This is a genomic window from Streptomyces sp. NPDC051684, from assembly GCF_044453445.1.
Taxonomy (GTDB): Bacteria; Actinomycetota; Actinomycetes; order Streptomycetales; family Streptomycetaceae; genus Streptomyces.
On record NZ_JBITCS010000006.1, the window covers coordinates 256,842 to 279,304 of the forward strand.

Genomic DNA, 22,463 nt, shown 5'->3' on the forward strand with positions numbered 1-22,463 from the left:
GATCCCCGCCAATCACCGGATCGTGGGCGTGTGCGCGTGCGTGGGCCGGTGCACGCGCAGCTCCTTGATTCCGTTGATGAAGTTCGAGACCAGACGCTTCGGCGGGGCCGCGAGCGTCAGCTCCGGCAGCGCCCGGCCCACCTCCTCGTACAGCGCCCGGAGTTGGAGGCGGGCGAAGTGGGCGCCGAGGCAGACGTGCGGGCCGTCGCCGAAGGAGACGTGGGGGTTGGGGGCGCGGGACAGGTCCAGGGCGAAGGGGGCGTGGAAGACGCGTTCGTCGTGGTTGGCGGAGGCGTGCAGGACGACCACCTTGTCGCCGCGCCGGATGCGGGTGCCCGCCAGGGTCGTGTCCTCGGCCGCCGTGCGGCGGAAGGTCAGGACGGGCGGGTGGCGGCGCAGCAGCTCGTCGAGCGCGAGCGCCACGTCGGCCCGGCCCGTGCGCAGTCGTCCGTACGCGGACGGGGCGCCGGCCAGCAGGGCCAGGCCGCCGGGGGCCGCGCTGCGGACCGTGTCGTTGCCCGCGATCGTCAGCAGGAAGAAGAACATCTGGCGCTCGGGCGGGGTGAGATCGGGGTCCGCGGCGAGCGTCGTCATGATGTCGTCGGCGGGGTGGGCGCGTTTGTGGGCCGTCAGTTCGTCGGCGTACGCGAACATGTCGGCCAGCGCGGAGGGGGAGCGCGGGTTCACCGGTGGGCCCGGGGTGGCCGCGGCCGCCCCGGCCGTCTCGTCGGGGTCCTGGTAGCCGATGACGCGGCGCGTCCAGTGCAGCAGCAGCGCGCGGTCGGACTCCGGGACGCCCAGGAGGTCGGCGAGGTTCAGAAGGGCGTAGTCGTCGGTGACCGTGGCGACCAGGTCCACCGCGTCCGCGTCGTCGTCGAGCGCCTTGCGCAGCAGGGTTCTTGCCCGGTCGCGCACCGATTCCCCGAACGCCTCCACGCGGCGCGGCGTGAACGCCCGGCTCACCAGGCGGCGCAGCCTGCCGTGGGCCGGCGGGTCCTGGTTGAGCATCATGCCGCGGATGAACGGGAGGTCCGCCGGGTCCGGATCGCGGATCTGGGTCGCGCCCAGGCACGAGGAGTACGCCGACGCGTCCTTGAGGACCCGGACCACGTCCGCGTGCCGGGCGACCGCCCAGAAACCGGGGCCCTCCGGCCAGCCGAGGACCGCGGGCTCCGGCTGCCAGGCCACCGGGTGGTGGTCGCGCAGCGTCCGGTAGCGCTCGTGCGGGACGCCTTCGGCGTACAGCCGGGGGTCGAAGACGCCCGGCACCTCGCGGTCCGTCATGCGCGCCTGCCCGCGCGGTCCGCCCGCAGGAAGTCCTCCATGACGCGGATCAGCGAGAGCGGCGCCTCGTCCATCGCGTAGTGGCCGCACACGGGCAGGTCGACGAGCTCGCCGCGGGTGAACCAGGTCAGCCACGTCGAACGCATCAGGGGCGCGGCGAGCGCCGGGTCGAGCTGCCCGGTGACCGCGAGCGCGGGGACCGTACAGGGCTCCAGATCCGCGTGGAAGTCGTCGCCGGTCCACGAGTCGAGCCAGGCCCGGAACGCCTTGGCGTCGCTGCACGCGAGCGAGCGCTCCACCATGCGGTCCAACCACGCGGCGGGGCGTACGCCGCCCGTCGTGACGTCGATGATCGCGCGGCGGTTAGCGGGGGAGGAGTCGGCCGTCACGAACAGCTCCCACTGCTCGGGCGGCATCGGAAGCCCGGACGCCGGGACGGGGGAGATGCCCACGATGCGGCGCACCCGGTGCCGCGCGTTCGCCACCACGCGCTGCGCCACGCTGCCGCCCATGGAGTGCCCGATCAGCGAGAACCGCTCCCAGCCGAGCCGGTCCGCCAGGTCGAGCACATCCGCCGCGGCCTCGGCCGTCGTGCACGCGCCCGGCGTCTGTTTCGCCTCCCCGTAGCCGCGCAGGTCAACCAGCGCGTACTGGAAGGAGGCGCGGTCCAGGTCGGGCACGATGGGCGCGTAGGCGGTGCGGTCGGCGAACCAGCCGTGCACCGCGATCACCTTGTGCGGGCCGTCACCGTGCAGTTCGTACGGCAGGACGAAGGACAAGGCCACGTCGACTCCCCAGGGTGTGGAACTTCAGGCGGTGCCGGACGCCTCCAAGGTGGCGCGGGGCGGTGCCCGGCCACAAGAGGGCGCACGCGCGCGTGGCCGTGTGCGCCCTGTCCCATCGGCGACAATGGACGGGTGACCTCCCCGGACGCCCCCCTCGACCGCCCCGACCTGCGCGCCGACTGCGCGGACTGCTTCGGCCTGTGCTGTGTCGCCCTCCCCTTCGCGAAGTCGCACGACTTCGCCCACGACAAGAACGCGGGCACGCCCTGTCGCAACCTTCAGGAGGACTTCCGCTGCGGCATCCACGCGCGGCTGCGCGACGAGGGCTACCCCGGCTGCACCGTCTTCGACTGCTTCGGCGCGGGCCAGAAGGTCTCCCAGGTCACCTTCGACGGTATGAGCTGGCGTGAGCGGCCCGAGAGCTCCAGGGTCATGTACGAGGTCTTCCCCGTCATGCGGCAACTGCACGAGCTGCTCTGGTACTTGAGCGACGTACTGGAGCTGGCCGCCGCCCGTCCCGTGCACGGTGACGCCCGGCGGGCCCGCGAGGACATCGAGCGGCTGACCCGCGCGCGCAGCGACGAACTCGTCGCCGCCGACGTGCCGGCCATCCGCGGCGACGTGAACACCCTTCTACTGAAGGCGAGCGAACTGGCGCGCGCCGACGTGCCCGGCGCCCTGGGCCGCAAGAAGAACCACCGGGGCGCCGACCTGGTGGGCGCCCGGTTCAAGAAGGCCGACCTGCGGGGCGCCAATCTCCGCGGCGCCCTGCTCGTGGCCGCGGATCTGACCGGCGCCGACCTCCGCTCGGCCGACCTGATCGGCGCGGACCTGCGGGACGCCCGGATCCAGGGCGCCGACCTCACCGGGGCGCTGTTCCTCACCCAGGCGCAGGTGAACGCGGCGCGCGGGGACGCCGCCACCCGCATCCCGGCGGGTCTGCGGCGCCCCGCGCACTGGGCGTAGGGCCTGTCGTCCGGATCAGGCCCCGGACCTCAAGGGCCTCAGGAGGCGCACACCGAAGGCAGTGCCTGCGCGAGGCCCTTGAGGTGCAGGGCGTCGAACCCGCGCGCGTGGGCGTCGCGCAGCGCCGCGGCCGTCAGCAGCGGACCGCAGGCCGCGGAGGCGCGGGTGGGAGCCACCTCCCGCAGCGCGTCGAGGAGCTGTGTCGTGATCCGGTCGAGCTGCGGCCTGACCTCCTTCGCGAGGTCGGGGCGCTCGGTCGGGCGCTGCTCGGGGTGGGCGTCCCAGCGGGCGTACAGGCCGCGCTGGACCACCTTGTTGGCCTCGATCTGGTCCCGGAAGACGGCCTGTGCGAACGCCGGGTCGATGCCGAGGCCCGCCGAGCGCTCCGCCACGTCGTCGAGGATCACCTTCTCGCGTGCCGGGTCGTCGATCGGCGCGTCCGTGCCGTACTTGGCCGCCGCGACCTTGTCCGCGAGGGCCAGCCGCTCGGTGGCGAGCGAGGTGATCGCGGCGAGGGCGCGCGGGTCCGCGTGGGCGCTCTGGGAGGAGGTGGCGGCGGGCGCGGCCGGGGCCGCGGTCGCCGGGAGGGCCGCGCCGCCGAGGGCGAACGCGGTGGCGGCGCCCAGGGTGAGCAGGCAGCGGGCGGTGGTCGACGTGGTCCGGATGCGCAAGGCGGGTCCTTCGTCTCGTACGGGCAACGGGCGTGCGTTTCCCTGAACGTACGTCGAACAACCCAGGTTCACGCGATGGTGCGATCATCTTCCGCCCCGTGGATGCCGGTTGACGGCCCCGGGTAGGGCCGCGCTCATGACACACGAGTCCACACAGCCCTTCCGTCTGCCGCGCTTCTACATGCCGTACCGGGCCAGGCTCAATCCGCACCTGGACGAGGCGCGGGCCCATTCCGCGGTGTGGGCCCGCGAGATGGGGATGCTGGAGGGCAGCGGTGTCTGGGACCGGGCCGACCTCGACGCGCACGACTACGGCCTGCTGTGCGCGTACACGCACCCCGACTGCGACGGTCCCGCCCTCTCCCTGATCACCGACTGGTACGTGTGGGTCTTCTTCTTCGACGACCACTTCCTGGACATGTTCAAGCGCACGAACGACCGAACGGCCGGCAAGGCGCACCTGGACCGGCTGCCGCTGTTCATGCCGATGGAGCTCGACACCCCCGTGCCCGAGCCCGAGAATCCGGTCGAGGCGGGCCTCATCGACCTGTGGCGGCGCACCGTGCCCGCGATGTCCATGGACTGGCGGCGGCGCTTCGCGGAGTCGACCGAGCACCTCCTGAACGAGTCGATGTGGGAGCTGTCCAACATCAACGAGGGACGGATCGCCAACCCCGTCGAGTACATCGAGATGCGCCGCAAGGTGGGCGGCGCCCCCTGGTCGGCGGGCCTGGTCGAGTACGCGACCGCCGAAGTCCCGGCCTGCGTCGCGCAGTCGAGGCCGCTGCGCGTCCTCATGGAGACGTTCGCCGACGCGGTGCACCTGCGCAACGACCTGTTCTCCTACGAGCGGGAGGTCAGGGACGAGGGCGAACTCTCCAACGGCGTGCTGGTGTTGGAGACCTTCTTCGACTGCACGCCCCAGGAGGCGGCGGAGGCCGTCAACGACGTGCTGACCTCGCGGCTGCACCAGTTCGAGCACACCGCGCTGACCGAGGTCCCCGCCCTCTCCGTGGAACAGGGGCTCACGCCGGACGAGATCGCCGCCGTCGCCGCGTACGCGCGCGGGTTGCAGGACTGGCAGTCCGGCGGCCACGAGTGGCACATGCGCTCCAGCCGCTACATGAACAAGGAGGCCACCGCGCGCACCGAGCCGCCCCTGGGTCGGCCGAGCGGACTCGGGACCGGCGCCACGGACGTACGGGCGCTGCTCGACGAGGTCGGCGCCGAGCGCCTGCGCGCGTACACGCACGTGCCGTTCCAGAAGGTCGGCCCCTCCCTGATCCCCGACATCCACATGCCGTTCACGCTGCGCCTCAACCCGGAGCTCGACGGCGCCCGCGCGCGGCTGCTCCCCTGGACGCACCGCATGGGCATCCTCGGGGAGGGCGTCTGGGACGAGGACAAACTCCGCGCCTACGACCTGCCGTTGTGCGCGGCGGGCCTCGACCCGGACGGCTCGCCGGAGGCGCTCGACCTCAGCTCCCAATGGCTCGCCTGGGGCACCTATGGAGACGACTACTACCCGCTCGTCTTCGGACACCGCCGCGACCCGGCCGCCGCCAGGCTGTGCACCACGCGGCTCTCCGCCTGCATGCCCGTCGACGGCGAGGAGATCCCGCCGCCCGCCAACGCCATGGAGCGCGGCCTCGCCGACCTGTGGCGGCGCACCACGGCCGACATGACCCCGCGGCAGCGGCAGACCCTGAAGGACTCCGTCGAGGTGATGACCGAGAGCTGGGTGTGGGAGGTCGCCAACCAGTTGCAGAACCGCGTCCCCGACCCCGTCGACTACCTGGAGATGCGCCGCGCCACCTTCGGCTCCGACCTCACCCTCAGTCTGTGCCGGATGGGCCACGGGCCCGCCGTGCCGCCCGAGATCTACCGCACGGGCCCGGTGCGCGCCCTGGAGAACTCGGCCATCGACTACGCGTGTCTGCTCAACGACGTGTTCTCGTACCAGAAGGAGATCGAGTACGAGGGCGAGATCCACAATGCGGTCCTGGTCGTGCAGAACTTCTTCGGCGCGGACTACCCGACGGCCGTCGGCATCGTGAACGACCTGATGACGCAGCGCATGCGGCAGTTCGAGCACATCGTCGAGCACGAACTCCCCGTCCTCTACGAGGACTTCGGTCTCGACCGCAAGGCGCGGGCGGTCCTCGACGGGTACGTCGAGGACCTGCGGAACTGGACGGCCGGCATCCTCAACTGGCACGCGAACGTGGACCGTTACCGCGACGCCTGGCTCGGGCGGCGCGCCCACGGCTTCGTGCCCGGCCGGATCCCGGCGCCTCCGGTCGCGACGGTTCCGCTCGGTTTCAAGAACCGCACGTCCGGAATGGGCGATTCGGGGAACTTCGCTGGGGCGTCAGCCGTCTTGTGAGGTGAGACGGCCGTTCACGGCCGCAACAGGACGGCCGTTCGCGGCCGTGGAACGGGGACTGTTCGAGAACACACGGGGGTGTTCTTTTCATGACCGAAATCTTCGAGCGCAGCACGGACAAACTCACCGGGATCGAGGAGGCCGCGAGCGAGATCGCCGCGGCCGCCGTGGGGGAACTGGCGCCGTACGTGGCGCCGTTGACGGTGCCGCCGGTGCTGCGGCCCGACTCCGGTGACGTCCGACAGGAAACGGAGATCGCGCTGCGACCCACGTGGCAGCGGCTGCACCCGCAGCTCCCGCCGACACTGATGTGGGGATACGGCGTCGACACAGCGTCGGTGCCGGGCCCGACGATCGAGGTGCGGCGCGGCGAGCGCGTCCGCATCGCCTGGACGAACCGCATCCCGAAGGGCAGCGAGTACCCGGTGACGTCGGTGGAGGTGCCCAATCCGCCGGCCGAACCGGGGCAGGACCCGCCGCCCCCGCCGACCACGCTGCCCGGCCGCGGCGGCGTCGCGGCGAACGCGGACGTGGCCGCGCTGCCCGCCTGGACCGTGACGCATCTGCACGGCGCGCAGACGGGCGGCGGCAACGACGGCTGGGCGGACAACGCGGTGGGCTTCGGCGACGCCCAGCTCTCCGAGTACCCGAACGACCACCAGGCGGTGCAGTGGTGGTACCACGACCACGCGATGAACATCACCAGGTGGAACGTGTACGCGGGCCTCTACGGAACCTACCTGGTCCGGGACGACGAGGAGGACGCCCTGGGGCTGCCCTCCGGGGAGCGGGAGATCCCGCTGCTGCTCGCCGACCGGAACCTGGACACGGACGAGGACGGCAGGCTCAACGGCAGGCTGCTGCACAAGACCGTGATCGTCGACCCGGCGAACGAGGAGACGGGCAAGCCCGTCACCATTCCGTTCAGCGGCCCGTACACGACGGTCAACGGGCGGATCTGGCCCTACGCGCAGGTGGACGCGGGCTGGTACCGCTTCCGCCTGGTGAACGCGTCGAACGCGCGGATCTACAACCTCGTGCTCATCGACGAGGACGGCGACCCGGTGCCCGGCGTCGTGCACCAGATCGGCAGCGACGGCGGGCTGCTGCCGCGGCCCGTCCCGATCGACTTCGATGGCGCGCTGCCGACGCTGCCCGTCGCGCCCGCCGAGCGCATGGACCTGCTCATCGACTTCGCGGCCCTCGCGGGCAAGCGGGTGCGGCTGGTCGACAAGGGCCGCAACCAGGCGCCGGGCGAGCCCGACGTACCCGGTGACGTGCGCTTCCCGCACGTCATGGAGTTCCGGGTGGGCGAGTGCGGCGACCCGGACCCGTTCGTGCTGCCCGAGGTGCTGTCCGGCTCCTTCCGCCGGCTCACCCACGACATCGAGCACGGGCACCGGCTGATCGTCCTGACGCCGCCCGCGACCAAGGGCGGCGGCGGACACCCGGAGATCTGGGAGATGCAGGAGGTCACCGACGAGTCCGAAGGGGCCGAGGACATCCAGGTGCCCGGCGACGGCGTCATCCAGCTCGTCGACGACAAGGGCCAGTTGAAGACGTACCGGCGCATCGCCCGGACCTTCAACGACGGGCTCGGCTTCACCATCGGCGAGGGCACCCACGAGCAGTGGAGCTTCCTCAATCTCGCCGTGAACCCGCCGGTCGTGCACCCGATGCACATCCACCTCGCCGACTTCCAGATCCTCGGCCGGGACGTGTACGACGCCTCCGGTTTCGACGTCGAGGTGGGCGGCACGGTCAAGCCGGTCGCGTTCGACCCGAACCAGGTGATCCCGCTGCCGCCCAACGAGCAGGGGCACAAGGACGTGTTCCGCGCCCTGCCCGGCCAGATGCTGCGCGTCATGGGCAGGTTCGACGGGGCGTACGGCCGGTTCATGTACCACTGCCACCTCCTGGAGCACGAGGACATGGGCATGATGCGGCCCTTCGTGGTGCTTCCGAAGGAAGCCCTGAAGTTCGACCACGGGGCCGGGCACGGCGGTGGCCACGGGGGCCACACCGGCTGACCGGCCGAATCTCGAGGAGCACGGGACGCCGGGCGCCGGCGTTCGAGCCGGCGCCCGGCAGTCTCACTCGTTCGTGGTTCGTCGGGGGCGTGCGCGGAGGGTAGGGCTCTGGCCGTGGCCGAACGAGCCAGGGACCGGAGGCGGGCGACCCCATGGAACAGACTGCGTTGCGTCCCAAGTCGATGCCCGGATCCGGGGGCCGGGCATCGGCCGCGACGTCGGGGCCGGAGCCGCCCGCCGACCCGCTGACGCGTCCCGCACCGGCGCCGCGGCCCGGCAGGCCGCACGCCGTCCGCCGGCGCGGCAGGCGCCTGTGCAGCGTGCTGTGCGGGCTGCTGTGCGCGGTGGTCCTGGTCCTTGCGGGCATCGGCCTCGGCACTGTGGGAGCCACCGTCATCGGCATGGGCAAGCTCGCCGACCTGAAGCGGCAGGCCCCGCCCGCGGCGCGCCCCGCCGCCCCGCCGCCGAGCAGCGCCGCTCCGACGCCGGGCCCCACCCCGGCGCCCGCGCCGCCCGCGTCGCCCCTGGCGACGGGCGGGCTCGGCGTGGAGGTCGTCGACGCCCCCAGGACGTCCGGCGCGCTCGTCGTCGCCGTGCACATCCCGGGCCCCGGCTACACGGGCGGACTGGTCCGCGGCGACGTCCTGGTGGGCCTCGGCGCGCGCCACGTCGGCTCGGCGCTGGACCTCGCGGCGCACGTGGCCGACGCGGCGGACGCCCGCCCCGGACGGCAGCTCGTGGTCACCGTCCGGCACGCGAACGGTGAGCTGCAGAAGCTGGCGGTCACACCAGGGGTGGTCACATGACGTCCGCGTTCGGCGCGCGCCCCGCCCCGGGCGCCTGAAATCATGGGCAGAGGTCGGTCTCGCGCCGCCCCGCGCCGCCGGGCAGGATGGCTGCCCGTACGACGCCCGCGCCCACCCGTACGAGAGGTCAGGACATGACGACCGGTACCCCCGCGCCCTTCACCGCCGCCGACTACAAGGCCCGCATGGACCGTGCCGCGCAGTCCGCCGCCGACGCGGGGCTCGCCGGAGTGCTGGTCGCGCCGGGCCCCGACCTCGTATGGCTCACCGGCTACCACGTGCCGGCCGACACCGAGCGGCTCACCCTCCTCGTCCTCGCGGCCGGCCAGGAGCCCACGCTCGTCGTGCCCACCCTGGAGGCCCCCGACGCCGCGAAGGCCGCGGGCGCCGACGCGATGACGCTGCGCGACTGGATCGACGGAAAGAACCCGTACGACGTCATGGCCCCGCTGCTCGACGCGCGGGGCCGCTTCGGGGTCAGCGACAACGCCTGGGCGATGCACCTGCTCGGCCTCCAGAAGACGCTCCCCGGGACGTCGTACGCCTCCCTCACCGAGGCCCTGCCGATGCTGCGCGGCGTGAAGGACGCCGCCGAGCTGGAGCGGCTCGCCGCCGCGGGTGCGGCGGCGGACGCCACGTACGAGGAGATCAAGAAGGTCGCCTTCGCGGGCCGCCGCGAGAACGACATCGCCGGTGAACTGGCCGATCTGCTCAAGCGGTTCGGGCACTCGCAGGTCGACTTCACCGTCGTCGGCTCGGGCCCGAACGGCGCCAATCCGCACCACGAGGCGAGCGACCGCGTCATCCAGGACGGCGACATGGTGGTCCTCGACTTCGGTGGCCTCAAGCACGGCTACGGCTCCGACACCACCCGCACCGTGCACGTCGGCGAGCCGACCGCCGAGGAGCGCGAGGTCCACGACATCGTCCGGGAGGCGCAGACCGCGGCCTGTGACGCGGTGCGGCCGGGCATCGCCTGCCAGGACGTCGACCGGGTCGCCCGCAAGGTCATCACGGACGCCGGGTACGGCGAATACTTCATCCACCGCACCGGGCACGGCATCGGCGTCACCACCCACGAACCGCCCTACATGATCGAGGGCGAGGAGCAGGAGCTGGTGCCGGGCATGTGCTTCTCCGTCGAACCCGGCATCTATCTGCCGGGCCGGTTCGGCGTCCGCGTCGAGGACATCGTGACCGTCACCGAGGACGGCGGCCGACGCCTCAACGCGACGGCGCGCGAGCTGGCGATCGTGGGCTGAGCGGCCGTGCCGTCGACGCCGCGGCAGCCCACTGCCGACGCCGTGCGCCGCGTCCTCGGGGCGATGCTTCCGGACGGCGGCGCCCCCGAGGCACGCCCCGTCACCGAGGGCGGCGAGCACTCCACGTGGTGGGTGGGTCGGGCGCACGTGCTGCGCCTGGCCACCGACGGGGCGATGTCCGCGCGGCTGCGGCGCGAGGTGCGTCTTCGCGAGCTCGTACGCCCGCACGTCCCGGTCGCCTTGCCGGCCTCCGTCGCGACGGGGGAGTGGGCGCCCGGCCTCGCCTGCACGCTCGACAAGCGGCTGCCCGGGGAGTCCGCCGAGGTCAGGGACGTCACCGCGGCCGGCGAGGAGGATCTCGCCGGGCTGCTCGCGGGGCTGCGGGCGGTGCCGGTCGCACGGACCGGGTCGATCGGCGTGCCGAAGGTGGCGCCGCGCTCCCTGGAGAGCCTGCGCCGCGAGGCGGGCGCCGCCGCTCTAAAGCTCGACGCGGACGGCGAGTTCGAGGCCGAGCGGCTCGATCAGCTCTCGGCGCCGGCCGTCGCGCAGCTCGGCCCGCAGCCCGACACCGTGCTCGTCCACCGCGACCTCAAGGGCGAGCATCTGACGGTGTCGGCGGACGGCCGGGTGCGCGGCGTCCTCGACTGGGCCGACGCGGCCGTCGGCGACGCGGCGGAGGACATCGCCGGACTGACGATCGCCGTGGGCGCGCGGGCCGCGGTCCGCTCCGCGACGCTCGCGGGGTACGGACCGCGTTCGTGCCTGCGGGGGCTGTGGCTGGCCCGCTGCGATGTCCTCGTGCGGCTCGGCGACCGGCTGTACGGCGCCGACGACAGCCCCGTGGGGCTGCTGCGGGTGCAGCTTGAGCGGGCGTGGGAGGCGATCCTGCTGGAGCTGGTGTCGGAGGGCTGAACCGCCTCCTGCCCGTTCTTACGGCGCTGTGGCGCTACGGCGCGACAGCGATCACGCAGGACTCCGCCGGGACCGTCAGCACCCCGTCCCTGCCCGGCAGTTCCACCGGCTCCCACGCGGCGAGCAGCCGCGCCACCGGACGCCCCAGCGGAATCGACACCGGCACGTCCGACAGGTTCACCGCCACCCGCAGGTCGCCGCGGCGGTACGCGATCCACCGGGCCCGCTCGTCGTAGGCGACCTTGACCGCGGCCAGATCGGGGTCCTGGAGGTCAGGCCGTGCCCGGCGCAGGGCGATGAGCTCGCGGTACCAGGTGAGCACGCGCGCGTGGTGGCCGGTTTCCCGCTCCTCCCAGTTCAGACAGGAGCGCTCACGGGTGGCCGGGTCCTGCGGATCGGGAATGTATTCGGTATGCCCCTGCCGGGGCGTGGCGTCCTCGGCCCAGCCGTGCGCCGCGAACTCCCGCCGCCTGCCCTCGCGCACGGCGTCGGCGAGCGCGGGGTCCGTGTGGTCGGTGAAGTACTGCCAGGGCGTGCTCGCGGCCCACTCCTCGCCCATGAACAGCATCGGCGTGAACGGCCCGGTGAGCACGAGCGTCGCCGCGCAGGCAAGCAGTCCGGGGCCGACGAGCGCGCCGAGGCGCTCGCCCCGCGCCCGGTTGCCGATCTGGTCGTGGGTCTGGGTGTAGGCGAGCAGCCGGTGCGCGGGGACGGTGGCGCGGTCCAGCGGGCGGCCGTGGTGGCGGCCGCGGAACGTCGAGTACGTGCCGTCGTGGAAGAAGCCGTGGTTGAGCGTCTTGGCGAGCGCGGCCATCGGCCGCCGGGCGAAGTCCCCGTAGTAGCCCTGCCGTTCACCGGTTACGGCCGCGTGCACGGCGTGGTGCACGTCGTCGTTCCACTGCGCGTGCAGCCCGAGCCCGCCCTCGGCGCGCGGGGTGATGACGCGCGGGTCGCCGAGGTCGGACTCGCCGACCAGGAACAGTGGCCTGCCGAGGTCGTCGGCGAGCGCGTCCACGGCCGCCGACAGCTCCTCCAGGAAGGTCAGGGCGCGCCGGTCGTGGAGCTCGTGGATCGCGTCGAGCCGCAGCCCGTCGATCCGGTAGTCGCGCAGCCAGGCGAGCGCGCTGCCGATCAGGTACGCGCGCACCTCGTCGGAGCCGGGCGCGTCCAGGTTCATCGCGCTGCCCCACGGCGTGTGGTGGGTGTCGGTGAAGTACGGGCCGAACGCGGGCAGATGGTTGCCGGAGGGGCCCAGGTGGTTGTGCACCACGTCGAGCACGACACCGAGGCCGTGCTCGTGCGCGCTGTCGACAAAACGCTTCAGCGCCTCTGGCCCCCCGTACGGCTCGTGCACGGCCCACGGACCGACCCCGTCGTACCCCCAGCCGTGCCGCCCCGGCATGGGGCTCAGCGGCATCAACTCCACGTGCGTGACGCCCAGGTCGGCGAGGTGTCCGAGCCGCTGCGCGGCGGCGTCGAGCGTGCCCTCGCGCGTGTACGTGCCCACATGGAGCTCGTACAGGACGGCCCCGGTCAGCCCGCGCCCCGCCCAACCGCCGCGCCACGTATGGCGCCTGTGGTCGACGACGGCGCTCAGGGCGTCAGGGCCGTCGGGCTGCCGGCGCGAGCGCGGGTCGGGCAGCACGGGCCCGCCGTCGACCGCGAATCCGTACCGCGTGCCGTCGGCGGCCTCGGCCTCGCCGGACCACCACCCGTCGCCCCGGTACGGGTCGCGAGACAACGCGCGCGTGGTGCCCTGTTCGCCTTCGGCGCCCTGTGGTTCGTCCTCGGCGCCCCGAATGTGGAGCGTTACCTGTTCGGCCTGTGGTGCCCACACCTCGAACTGCACGGACCGTTCCCCCTCGTGACCGGATGCCTGCCGACAGTGACGGCTGGTTCCCATGGTGCGTCAGCTGTGATCGACGCGGGGCGGTTTCGCCTCGCTGGGGCATGCGTCACACGAAGTTTCGCCCGCGTGGCCCCACGCTCGCGGTTTTCTGGACACTTCGGCCTCCGCTGCCCGACAATTCCCTGTGTGACGTCCTCTTTTGAACACCACACGTACCCGGCTCGGCTCTCCGACGCCGAGCGGGACCGTGCGTTGAAGGTGCTCAGGGACGGCGTGGCCCTCGGCCGGCTCTCGCAGGACACGTTCGTGCGCCGTATGGAGCTGGTGTTCGCCGCCCGCAGGACCGAGGACCTCGACCGGCTCACCGCCGACCTGCACCAGGAGGGCCGCTGGTCGCGTGCGCTGTTCGGCACCGTGGGGGCGGTCTCCGGGTTCACGGTGCGGCTGCGCAGGGCGTGGACCGTGGAGCGGCTGCCGAAGCTGCTCCTGCCGCCGCCGGCGTCCCCGTACCCGCTGCGCATCGGCCGCGACCCGGCCAACGGGCTGCGGCTGAGCCACGACACGGTCTCGCGGGTGCACGCCGAGCTGAGCCGGCAGGCCGGCACGTGGGTGCTGCGCGACCTCGGCTCCACCAACGGCACGTCGGTGAACGGGCGCAGGGTGATCGGCGCGGCGGTCGTCAGGGGCGGCGATCAGGTCTCCTTCGGGCGCATGGCGTTCCGGCTGTCCGCCGACTGACCCGGCGGCGCGTGCTCACCCGTGCGCGTGCTCATCGGCGCCCGTTCTCAATCGCGCGCGTGCTCGACTTCGCCCGTCCTCGCCCTCACCCGCGCGCGTGCCGCACCGCAGCCACCGTCGTCCGAGCCTGATGCTCGATCTGGTGGGCCACCGGCACCCACCGCGCCCCGAACCGCTCGGCGTACGCCTCGCACCAGCGCGTGACGAGCGCGTCGAGCCGGGGAGCCGCCAGGTCGCCGGCCTCCTCAAGGACCCGCAGGAGCATCGCCGCGGCCCGCAGCGGAAGCCGCCGCGCGAACGCGTCGATGCTGCCGACGTACGCCATCGTGGCGCCGGGCGGCGGCGGTTGGACCCAGTCGTCCGCGAGCCCCGGCACCAGGCCCAGCGCCCAGCAGGCCGCGCCGAGCAGTGGTCCGTCGGTGTGCGGGAGCCGGGGCATGGCCTCCGTGAGGATCTCCTCCACGAGCCGCGTGTCACGGCTGAGCCGGGCCGACAGGCGCCGCAGCGCCCGCTCGGGCGCGGGGTGCGGGGCCGGGTCGTCCACCAGATCGCTGGCCCACATCGGGACCTCCACGATCGCCGTGGAGCCGCCGTAGCGGTGCGCGTGGTGCCACGTCGACAGGCGGGCGTCGTCGGGCAGGCTCGGGAACGCGGCCTGCGCGTCCAGGTCCGGCATCACATGGACACCGCGCCCCGACGTCGGCCAGCCCGCCGCGTCCGACGCCCCGGTCTCCACCGGTATGTGCAGCTCGGCGGCCGACTTGGCGAACGGCTCGGCGAGCCCCGGTATGTCTCGCGTCAACTGCACCCAGCTGCCGCCCAGTTCGGTGCCGTGCAAGGACACCTGGAGGTAGGGCCGCACCTCGTCGATCACACCGACCAGCGTCCTCGTCTCCGGCGGGAGCCGGTCGGGAGGCAGCACGGACGGCGACCACTCGGGCTGCTCCGCGCCCGTGGGCCGGAAGAACCCGCGGTGGTAGTCGAGCAGCGAGTGCGGCTCGGGAGCGTTGTGCAGGGCCGCGCCGTCCGGGTCCGCGCACAGCAGGAAGTGCCACGACCGGTCGGTCCGCAACTCCCGCTCGAAGAGCGCCTTTTCGGCCAGGTGCAGCGCCGTGGGACCCCCCGTGGGTTCGTTGGCGTGCGCCCCCGCGACGATCAGCACGGCGCGCCGGTCGTGCCCGACGGAGAGCAGGTGCAGGGGGCGCCCCCCGCGCGACGTTCCGACCTGGCGCAGGCGACACAAGTCGGGTCGGTGAGACGCCAGCTCCCGCGCTGACTGGACCAACTCGGCCGAGGTGGGGTACCGCTGCTCCGTCAGGTGACTCACCCCCGTTGGCGCTCCCGGCGTCAGCAATCCGCAGTACCCCATGCTCCGCTCCATGTGTCAAGGAGGCCTGTAAGGCGGCCCCGGGCCGCTCGGCAAGGGGAGAGTTCACGCCACCGCGGCCCCGCGCAGGTCAGACCCCTACGTCACCCTGAGTCACCGCTGTCACTCGTACGGTGGGACGGAGGCTGCGTGACGAAGTCCTCGGTGGTGCGCTGGGAGGAGCCGCGCGCAGCGACCGGTGCGCGCCCCGGTGCAGAGTGGAGTCCCGCGGTGCTGTGCCCTTCCGGACCGGTCTCGTATCCCGACGCATCGGGCTACTACCCGCGCGCGGGGGCCACGACGCCACTCCCGAGCCTCGTGGCGCCGCACACCGTCCACGATCCGTTCCCGCTGTACCGGACCCTGCGGTCCGCCCACCCGCTGCACCTCGACGAACCCTTCGGCGCCTGGCTCCTGAGCCGCTACGCGGACGTGCGCACGGCCCTCGCCGACCCCCGGCTGGTCGCCCCGCCGCCCGGCCGCACCTACGCCCACCTCGAAGCGGACACGCACGCCGCCCAGCGCGCCCTGCTCACCACCGCCCTCCAGGGGCGCGCGCTGGTCACCTTGAAGGCGAGCGTCGAGCGCACCGCCTACGTACTCGCGCGCCGCCTCGCCGGGCGCCACGAGGCCGACCTGGTCGAGGAGTTCTGCCACTGGCTGCCCGCCGTGGCCGCCGTCCGCGCGCTGGGCCTGCCCTACCAGGGCACCGCCCACGTCGCCGCGCTGTGCCGTGCGGGGCTCACGCACCTGGGCGGCGCCCCCGAGGCCCTGGACGCCTTCCTGCGGCCCCAGATCGCCCGCCGCCGCGCGCACCCGACGGACGACCTCCTGGGCGCCCTGTGCGCCGCGCGGGACGGCGGGCGGCCGCTGTCGGACGACACGGTCTGCGGGCTCGCGGCGACGCTCCTCGGCGCGGGCGGGGACGCCACCGACCGGGCCCTCGCCGCGCTCCTGGCCAATCTGCTCGACCACCCCGAGCAGTTGGCGCTGGTGCGGGCCCGCCGCGAACTCGTCGGCGCCGCCTGGGCCGAGTCGCTGCGCCGCGACCCCGCCGCGCACATCGTCCTGCGCCGGGCCCTCGCGCCGGTCCCGGTGAGCGGCGGCACGATACCGGCGGGCGCCACCGTCGCGTGCCTGGTGGGCGCGGCGGGCAGGGACGCGTCCCGGTTCCCAGACCCCGACCGCTACGACCTGTTCCGCACGGCCCCCGGGCAGCTGGCCCACGGCACCGGGCGGCACCGCTGCCCGGGTGTCCAGCTCGCCCGCCTCACCGCGGAGGCGGGCCTGCGCGCCCTGCTGGCGGCGCTGCCGTCGATGAGCTGGTCGCCGGGCTTCAGACCCGCCTACGAGGGCCTGCTCACCCGCTCTCCCACGGCCCTCCACGTACGTCTGCGATGAGGTCGCGCAGATCCTCGTCCTCGTGGCCGTCCTGATCTGCGCGGACGAGGAGGGCCACGGGCAGCTGCTCGAACAGCGCCGCCACGCGCGCGTGCCCGCTGAATCGCCGACCCGGAGCCGACGGGTCGAGCAGGTCCACCCACTCGCCCTCGGGGAGCGCGAGCCGTGTCGAGCGCCACCCGCCGGCGTCTGCGAGCCGCAGGGAGAGCCGGGTCGCCGCCACGACCACGCGCGCGGAGCGCGCGAAGGCGACACAGTGCGCCTCGCCGGGGCCCTCGGCGGGCAGCGGCTCGTAGCCCGCCGCGCCGCCGAACCACTCGGGTCGTGCGCGGCGCAGCCGCAGCGCGCACCCGGTGAGCTCCGCCTTGTCGCCGTGCCCCTCGGGGGCGAGCCGGGCGGGTGCCCGGTTGTCCGGGTCCACCAGGGCGCGGTACTCGTGCTCCGTGTCCTGATAGACGTCGGGCACGCCCGGCATCGTGAGGTGGACGAGGGCCGCGCCCAGGATGTTCGCCCGCACATGGGGCTCCAGGCCGTCCATGAAGCGCAGCACCTCGTTGCCCGGCGGGCCGCACGGCCCGGACGCCACGAAGTCCTCCACCGCGCGTTCGTAGTCCGCGTTCTGTTCCGTCCACGTCGTGAACAGGCCCGCCTCGCGCGCGTGCTTGAGCAGGGCGCGCCGCAGCCGCGCCGGTTCCGCCGGGCCGAGCCCGGCCACGGTCTGCCAGGCGGCCCACGCCAGCTGGGGGTCGGGCGCGCTCGCGCCGCCGCCGCGCGCGGTCAGCCCGGTGACCTCCGCGAGGAGCGCCTCCCAGCGGTCGGGGCACTGCGTCAGGACGGAGATCCCGGCCCGCACGTCGGCGCTGCGCTTCGTGTCGTGCGTCGACAGGACCGTCGACGTGTACGGCCAGTCCCGCTGCACGCGCGCGCAGTACGAGTGGAACGCCGCCGCGGACACGGCCGGACTGCCGGGCGATCCGCCCACCTCCAGGGCCGACAGGAGCGGCGTGAACCGGTAGAACGCCGTGTCCTCCGCCGACTTGGCGCGCAGCGCCGACGCGGTCTGCGCGAACCGGGCGCGGAACGCGGTGTGCGCGGGCCCGGAGCCGCGCCGCCCCAGCGCCAACTCCCGTACGACGTCCACCGCGCGGGCCTCGTCGGGCACGACGAACACGGCCTTCGCCTCGTCGGCCGCGGAAGCCGTCAGGACGGTCTCAGGAGGCACGCCACCGGTCGCGTAGGGCCGGTACACCGGAACCCGCACGAGAAGCTCGCACAGCGCCGTACGGAGCGCCCAGGGGGCGTGGTCGCACAGCTGCGGGTCCTCGGCGCACAGCGCGACGGCCTCCCGCGTCAGCCGGTCCACCTCGGTGGCCAGCTCGTGCGTGACGACGCGGTGCGCGGCGCGCCGCACGGTCGCGGGCCAGTGCCCGCCCAGATCCCGCGCCGCCCCGGTGAACCGGCGGAACAGGCCCAGGAGTTCGTCGGACCCCGCCGGGTCGGTGAACAGCCCGTCGATGTGCCGCAGCGCGTCGTACCCGGTGGTGCCCGCCACCGGCCATGCGGCGGGCAGCCGCTCCTCGTCCTCCAGGATCTTCTCGACGACGGTCCACCGGCCGCCCGTGGCCCCGCTCAGCCGCTCCAAGTAGGCACCGGGGTCCGCGAGTCCGTCGGGGTGGTCGATCCGCAGCCCGTCGACGACGCCCTCGCGCAGCAGCGCGAGCAGCGTGCCGTGCGTCGCCTCGAAGACCTCCGGGTCCTCCACCCGTACGGCGATCAGATCCGAAATCGTGAAGAAGCGCCGGTAGTTGAGTTCGGTGCGGGCCAGGCGCCACCACGCGAGGCGGTACCACTGGGCGTCGAGCAGCCGGGGGAGCGGCAGGTGCGCCGTGCCCTCGCGCAGCGGGAACGCGTGTTCGTAGTAACGCAGTACGTCGCCGTCCACCTTCAAGTGCGGTAGTTCCTCGCCCAGATGGCGTCCCAGGACCGGCAGCAGTACCCGGCCGCCCTGCGCCTCCCAGTCGATGTCGAACCAGCGCGCGTACGGAGACGTGGGGCCTTCGCGCAGCACCGCGCGCAGCGGCCGGTTGCGCGACACCGCCGCCGCCATGTGGTTGGGCACGAGGTCCACGACCAGGCCGAGGCCGTGCTCGTGCGCGGTCCGTGCGAGGTCCCGCAGACCCGCCTCGCCGCCCAGTTCACCGCGTACGCGCGTGTGGTCCACCACGTCGTAGCCGTGCGTCGAACCCGGCACCGCTTCGAGGACCGGCGACAGGTGCAGATGGGAGACCCCCAAGGAGGCCAGATACGGGACCGCCGCCGCCGCGGCGGCGAACCCGACGTCCGGTTGCAGCTGGAGCCGGTACGTCGCCGTGGGCGTCGTCGCCGTCGGCGTCGCGGGCGGCATCGGGGCTTGAGGTGTCATGTGAACCTACGTACCCGCGCCGCCGCCTTTCGTGTCATCACCGCATGCGTGCACACGCGGATGCCTCGTTAACGTCGGACGATGCCTGGTATATCCAACAAGGCCGGTGGCACCCTCGACGCGTACCGCGCCGTGCTCGCGGCTACGGGGCGCCCGCTGCCCGTCGTGTCGTTCCTCGGACGCCTTCCGGTCGCGGTGATCCAGTTCGGCAGCGTCCTCCTGGTGACCCGCACCAGCGGCTCGCTCGCCACCGGGGGCGTCGTCGCCTGCGCCCTCGCGCTCGGCCAGGTGGCCATGGGGCCGTTCGTCGGGCGGCTCGCGGACCGGCGCGGCCAGCGCACCGTCGTGCTCGCCTTCGCGCTGCTCAACGGGCTCGCGGTCGCCGCCTACACGCTGGCCGCCCTCGCGGGTCTGCCGACGGCGGCGCTGATCGCGCTCGGCGTCCTCGCGGGCGCCACCGTCCCCGGCATCGGTCCCCTCGCGCGGGCCCGCGGCGTCGCCCTCGTGCGCCGAAAGGGCGGCGACGAGCGGGTGGTGAACGCCGTGCTGTCCCTGGAGTCCACCATGGACGAGCTCAGCTTCGTCCTCGGACCCGCGCTCATCGGCATCGCCTCCGTGGTGGCGCACCCCGCCTACGCGTTCGGCGCGGCCGCGCTCCTCGTCGCGGTCTGCGGCGCCGCGTTCGCGCTGCACCCGACCGCCACGGCGGTGCCGCCCGCCCCGGCGCCCACGCGGCCACGCGCGCGTGCGGACCGGCCACGGCTGCCGCGTCAGGTGCACGTGGTGCGCGTCGGGCTCGTCCTCCTGGGCATCCTGCTCGGCGGCTGCGGCGCCGGGATCACCGCGCTCACCGAGGAGCTGGGCCACGGCGAGCAGGCGGGGCTCGTCTACGCCGCGATGGGCGTCATGAGCGCGGTCGTCGGCCTGTCCATGGCGGCGGTGCCGGCCCGGTTCACGCTGCGGGCCCGCTGGCGCGTCGCCACCGCGGCCGCCGCCGTCCTGTCGCTCCCGCTCCTGTTCACGCACTCCATGGCGCTCCTGTACGTCGCGGTCACCGTCTTCGGCGCCCTGTTCGCCCCGAACCTGATCACCGGGTTCGGGCTCACCGAACAGGCCGTGCCGCACGAACGGCTCGGCGAGGGCATGACGGCCGCAGTGAGCGCGTTCGTCGGCGGACAGGCCGTCACGCTCGCCGTGGCGGGCCGTCTCGCGCAGTCCCACGGGGCCGCTGCCGCCTTCGCGGTGGGCAGCCTGGCCGCCGGGGCCGCCTTCCTCGTCGCGCTGCGCGTACGGCCCCTCCAGGCGCCCGGCGGGACGACAGGCCCTAGGCCGGCCGTTGCAGCACCGTGAGACTGCGCCCCTGCACCGTGACCCGGTCGCCGGCCTGCACCTTCGGGCCCTCGCCCGCCGAGATGCCCTCGGGCAGCGCCGTGTCGACGACCGCCTGCCACTGGCGCCCTTGGTTGACCGGGACCACGAACTCGGTCGGCTGCGGCGAGGCGTTGAACAGCAGCAGGAACGAGTCGTCCTGGATCCGCTCGCCGCGTGCGCCGGGCTCCGAGATCGCGTTGCCGTTGAGGAACACCGACAGAGCGCGCGCCTGCGCCGCCCCCCAGTCCTGCTGCGTCATCTCCTCGCCCTCCGGGGTGAACCACGAGATGTCGGAGAGGTCGTCGTGCGTGCCCTCGACCGGGCGGCCGTGGAAGAAGCGCCGCCTGCGGAACACCGGGTGGCCGCTGCGCAGCCGCACCATCGCGCGCGTGAACTCCAGGAACGGGTCCGGCGCGGCGTCGGGATCGGCCCAGCGCACCCACGCCAGCTCGTTGTCCTGGCAGTAGGCGTTGTTGTTGCCGCCCTGGGTGCGCCCGAACTCGTCGCCGTGGCTGAGCATCGGGACGCCCTGCGACAGCATCAACGTAGCGATGAAGTTGCGCATTTGGCGGTCCCGCAGGTCGAGCACCGCCGCGTCGTCGCTCTCGCCCTCGGCGCCGCAGTTCCACGACCGGTTGTGGCTCTCGCCGTCGCGATTGCCCTCCCCGTTGGCGTCGTTGTGCTTGTCGTTGTACGACACCAGGTCGCGCAGGGTGAAACCGTCGTGGCAGGTCACGAAGTTTATCGAGGCCAGCGGGCGGCGGCCGTCGTCCTGGTAGAGGTCGGACGAGCCGGTCAGCCGACCCGCGAACTCGGCGAGCGTGCGCGGTTCGCCGCGCCACAAGTCCCGCACGGTGTCGCGGTACTTGCCGTTCCACTCGGTCCACAGGGGTGGGAAATTGCCCACCTGGTAGCCGCCCTCGCCGACGTCCCAGGGCTCCGCGATCAGCTTCACGCGGGAGACCACCGGGTCCTGCTGGACCAGGTCGAAGAACGACGACAGGCGGTCCACCTCGTGGAACTGCCGGGCCAGGGTGGCGGCCAGGTCGAAGCGGAACCCGTCGACGTGCATCTCCTCGACCCAGTAGCGCAGCGAATCCATGATCATCTGGAGTACGTGCGGGGACCGCATCAGGAGCGAGTTCCCGGTCCCCGTGGTGTCCATGTAGTAGCGCGGATCGTCGGTCAGCCGGTAGTAGGACGGATTGTCGAGGCCTTTGTAGGAGAGCGTCGGGCCCAGATGGTTGCCTTCGGCCGTGTGGTTGTAGACCACGTCCAGGATCACTTCGATGCCCGCCTGGTGCAGCGCCCGCACCGCGGACTTGAACTCCAGGACCTGCTCGCCGCGGTCGCCCCACGACGCATACGTGTTGTGCGGAGCGAAGAAGCCGATCGTGTTGTAGCCCCAGTAGTTGTTCAGCCCCATCTCGACCAGCCGGTGGTCGTTGACGAACTGGTGCACCGGCATCAACTCCAGCGCGGTGACGCCCAGTTCCGTGAGGTGGTCGATGACCGCCGGATGCGCGAGCGCCGCGTACGTGCCGCGCAGCTCCTCGGGCAGCGCGGGGTGCAGCATCGTGAGGCCCTTCACGTGCGCCTCGTAGAGCACCGTCTCGTGGTACGCCGTGCGCGGCGGCCGGTCGTCGCCCCAGTCGAAGTACGGATTGACCACCACCGACGCCATCGTGTGCGGCGCCGAGTCCAGGTCGTTGCGCTCGTCCGGTGCGTCGAACGGATAGCCGTACACCGACTCGTTCCAGTCGATCCGTCCGCTGATGGCGCGCGCGTACGGGTCGAGCAGCAGCTTCGCCGAGTTGCAGCGCAGTCCGCGGGCCGGCTCGTACGGGCCGTGCGCCCGGTACCCGTAGCGCTGCCCCGGCATGATCCCCGGCAGATAGGCGTGCCGCACGAAGGCGTCCGCCTCCCGCAGCTCCACCGCGGTCTCCGAGCCGTCGTCGTGCAACAGACACAGCTCGATACGGTCGGCGGCCTCCGAGAAGACCGCGAAGTTCGTCCCGGCGCCGTCGTACGTGGCACCCAGTGGATACGCCTGTCCAGGCCAGTCCTGCATGCTGACGACTCTTCCAGTTCCCGCCCGGCCGTCCGGGCGACATCGGACACTCTCTGCCCGAAAGTGAGGCAACCACACGGGAGTTGGAAGGCTCTAACACGACGACCATGTCGGTCCGGCACGACCCGACCGGGGCTGCCGGG

At 73.2% G+C, this 22,463-nt stretch carries 16 protein-coding genes; 9 read left to right on the top strand and 7 right to left on the bottom strand.

Going from position 1 to position 22,463, the window contains the following annotated elements; translation table 11 throughout:
* Window positions 1-12: 12 nt before the first annotated feature.
* On the bottom strand, window positions 13-1,284 hold the full coding sequence (locus ACIA8D_RS10225) for a cytochrome P450 (protein WP_399230555.1): 1,272 nt from the start codon (window positions 1,282-1,284) through the stop codon (window positions 13-15).
* On the bottom strand, window positions 1,281-2,069 hold the full coding sequence (locus ACIA8D_RS10230) for an alpha/beta fold hydrolase (protein ID WP_399230557.1): 789 nt from the start codon (window positions 2,067-2,069) through the stop codon (window positions 1,281-1,283). Before ACIA8D_RS10230 ends, ACIA8D_RS10225 begins: the two co-directional genes overlap by 4 nt.
* Before the next feature lie 132 nt (window positions 2,070-2,201).
* Between ACIA8D_RS10230 and ACIA8D_RS10235 the strand changes: the two genes are divergently transcribed.
* Complete coding sequence (locus ACIA8D_RS10235) at window positions 2,202-3,035, top strand: pentapeptide repeat-containing protein (RefSeq protein WP_399230558.1); 834 nt, start codon at window positions 2,202-2,204, stop codon at window positions 3,033-3,035.
* 38 nt (window positions 3,036-3,073) lie between these two features.
* Here the strand turns inward: ACIA8D_RS10235 and ACIA8D_RS10240 are convergent, their stop codons facing one another.
* A complete protein-coding gene (locus ACIA8D_RS10240) occupies window positions 3,074-3,706 on the bottom strand; it encodes a chorismate mutase (protein ID WP_399230560.1) in 633 nt (210 codons plus the stop codon).
* Between the two features lie 136 nt (window positions 3,707-3,842).
* On the opposite strand from ACIA8D_RS10240, the gene cyc2 reads away from it, so the two are divergent.
* The 5 genes from cyc2 (at window position 3,843) to ACIA8D_RS10265 (ending at window position 11,102) form a co-directional block, all read left to right on the top strand.
* A complete protein-coding gene (gene cyc2, locus ACIA8D_RS10245) occupies window positions 3,843-6,092 on the top strand; it encodes a germacradienol/geosmin synthase Cyc2 (RefSeq protein WP_399230562.1) in 2,250 nt (749 codons plus the stop codon).
* A gap of 89 nt (window positions 6,093-6,181) precedes the next feature.
* Complete coding sequence (gene phsA / locus ACIA8D_RS10250; RefSeq protein ID WP_399230564.1) at window positions 6,182-8,122, top strand: O-aminophenol oxidase PhsA; 1,941 nt, start codon at window positions 6,182-6,184, stop codon at window positions 8,120-8,122.
* A gap of 152 nt (window positions 8,123-8,274) precedes the next feature.
* Entirely contained in the window at window positions 8,275-8,928 is a 654-nt protein-coding gene (locus ACIA8D_RS10255) for a PDZ domain-containing protein (RefSeq protein WP_399230566.1), read from the top strand.
* A gap of 134 nt (window positions 8,929-9,062) precedes the next feature.
* Window positions 9,063-10,190, top strand: coding sequence for an aminopeptidase P family protein (locus ACIA8D_RS10260; RefSeq protein WP_399230569.1), 1,128 nt, complete (start codon window positions 9,063-9,065; stop codon window positions 10,188-10,190).
* 63 nt (window positions 10,191-10,253) lie between these two features.
* Window positions 10,254-11,102, top strand: a complete 849-nt coding sequence (locus ACIA8D_RS10265; protein WP_399230686.1) for an aminoglycoside phosphotransferase family protein — start codon at window positions 10,254-10,256, stop codon at window positions 11,100-11,102.
* Window positions 11,103-11,136: 34 nt separating this feature from the next.
* Here the strand turns inward: ACIA8D_RS10265 and treZ are convergent, their stop codons facing one another.
* Window positions 11,137-12,951, bottom strand: coding sequence for a malto-oligosyltrehalose trehalohydrolase (gene treZ / locus ACIA8D_RS10270; protein WP_399230570.1), 1,815 nt, complete (start codon window positions 12,949-12,951; stop codon window positions 11,137-11,139).
* A 186-nt stretch (window positions 12,952-13,137) separates the two neighbouring features.
* Here treZ and ACIA8D_RS10275 point away from each other — a divergent pair, with 186 nt between their 5' ends.
* Complete coding sequence (locus ACIA8D_RS10275; RefSeq protein WP_399230571.1) at window positions 13,138-13,689, top strand: FHA domain-containing protein; 552 nt, start codon at window positions 13,138-13,140, stop codon at window positions 13,687-13,689.
* Window positions 13,690-13,774: 85 nt separating this feature from the next.
* On the opposite strand, the gene ACIA8D_RS10280 is transcribed toward ACIA8D_RS10275, so the two are convergent.
* Window positions 13,775-15,016, bottom strand: coding sequence for a M14 family zinc carboxypeptidase (locus tag ACIA8D_RS10280; RefSeq protein WP_399230572.1), 1,242 nt, complete (start codon window positions 15,014-15,016; stop codon window positions 13,775-13,777).
* Window positions 15,017-15,205: 189 nt separating this feature from the next.
* On the opposite strand from ACIA8D_RS10280, the gene ACIA8D_RS10285 reads away from it, so the two are divergent.
* Window positions 15,206-16,456: a cytochrome P450 gene (locus ACIA8D_RS10285; protein ID WP_399230574.1), complete on the top strand. Its 1,251-nt coding sequence runs from the start codon at window positions 15,206-15,208 to the stop codon at window positions 16,454-16,456.
* Here ACIA8D_RS10285 and treY read toward each other — a convergent pair.
* Window positions 16,416-18,878, bottom strand: a complete 2,463-nt coding sequence (gene treY / locus ACIA8D_RS10290) for a malto-oligosyltrehalose synthase (RefSeq protein WP_399230575.1) — start codon at window positions 18,876-18,878, stop codon at window positions 16,416-16,418. The two genes, ACIA8D_RS10285 and treY, sit on opposite strands and share 41 nt — an antisense overlap.
* Window positions 18,879-18,959: 81 nt before the next feature.
* Here treY and ACIA8D_RS10295 point away from each other — a divergent pair, with 81 nt between their 5' ends.
* Window positions 18,960-20,228, top strand: a complete 1,269-nt coding sequence (locus ACIA8D_RS10295) for an MFS transporter (protein ID WP_399230576.1) — start codon at window positions 18,960-18,962, stop codon at window positions 20,226-20,228.
* On the opposite strand, the gene glgX is transcribed toward ACIA8D_RS10295, so the two are convergent.
* Window positions 20,203-22,320: a glycogen debranching protein GlgX gene (glgX, locus tag ACIA8D_RS10300; RefSeq protein ID WP_399230578.1), complete on the bottom strand. Its 2,118-nt coding sequence runs from the start codon at window positions 22,318-22,320 to the stop codon at window positions 20,203-20,205. The genes ACIA8D_RS10295 and glgX overlap by 26 nt on opposite strands.
* Between the last annotated feature and the right edge of the window lie 143 nt (window positions 22,321-22,463).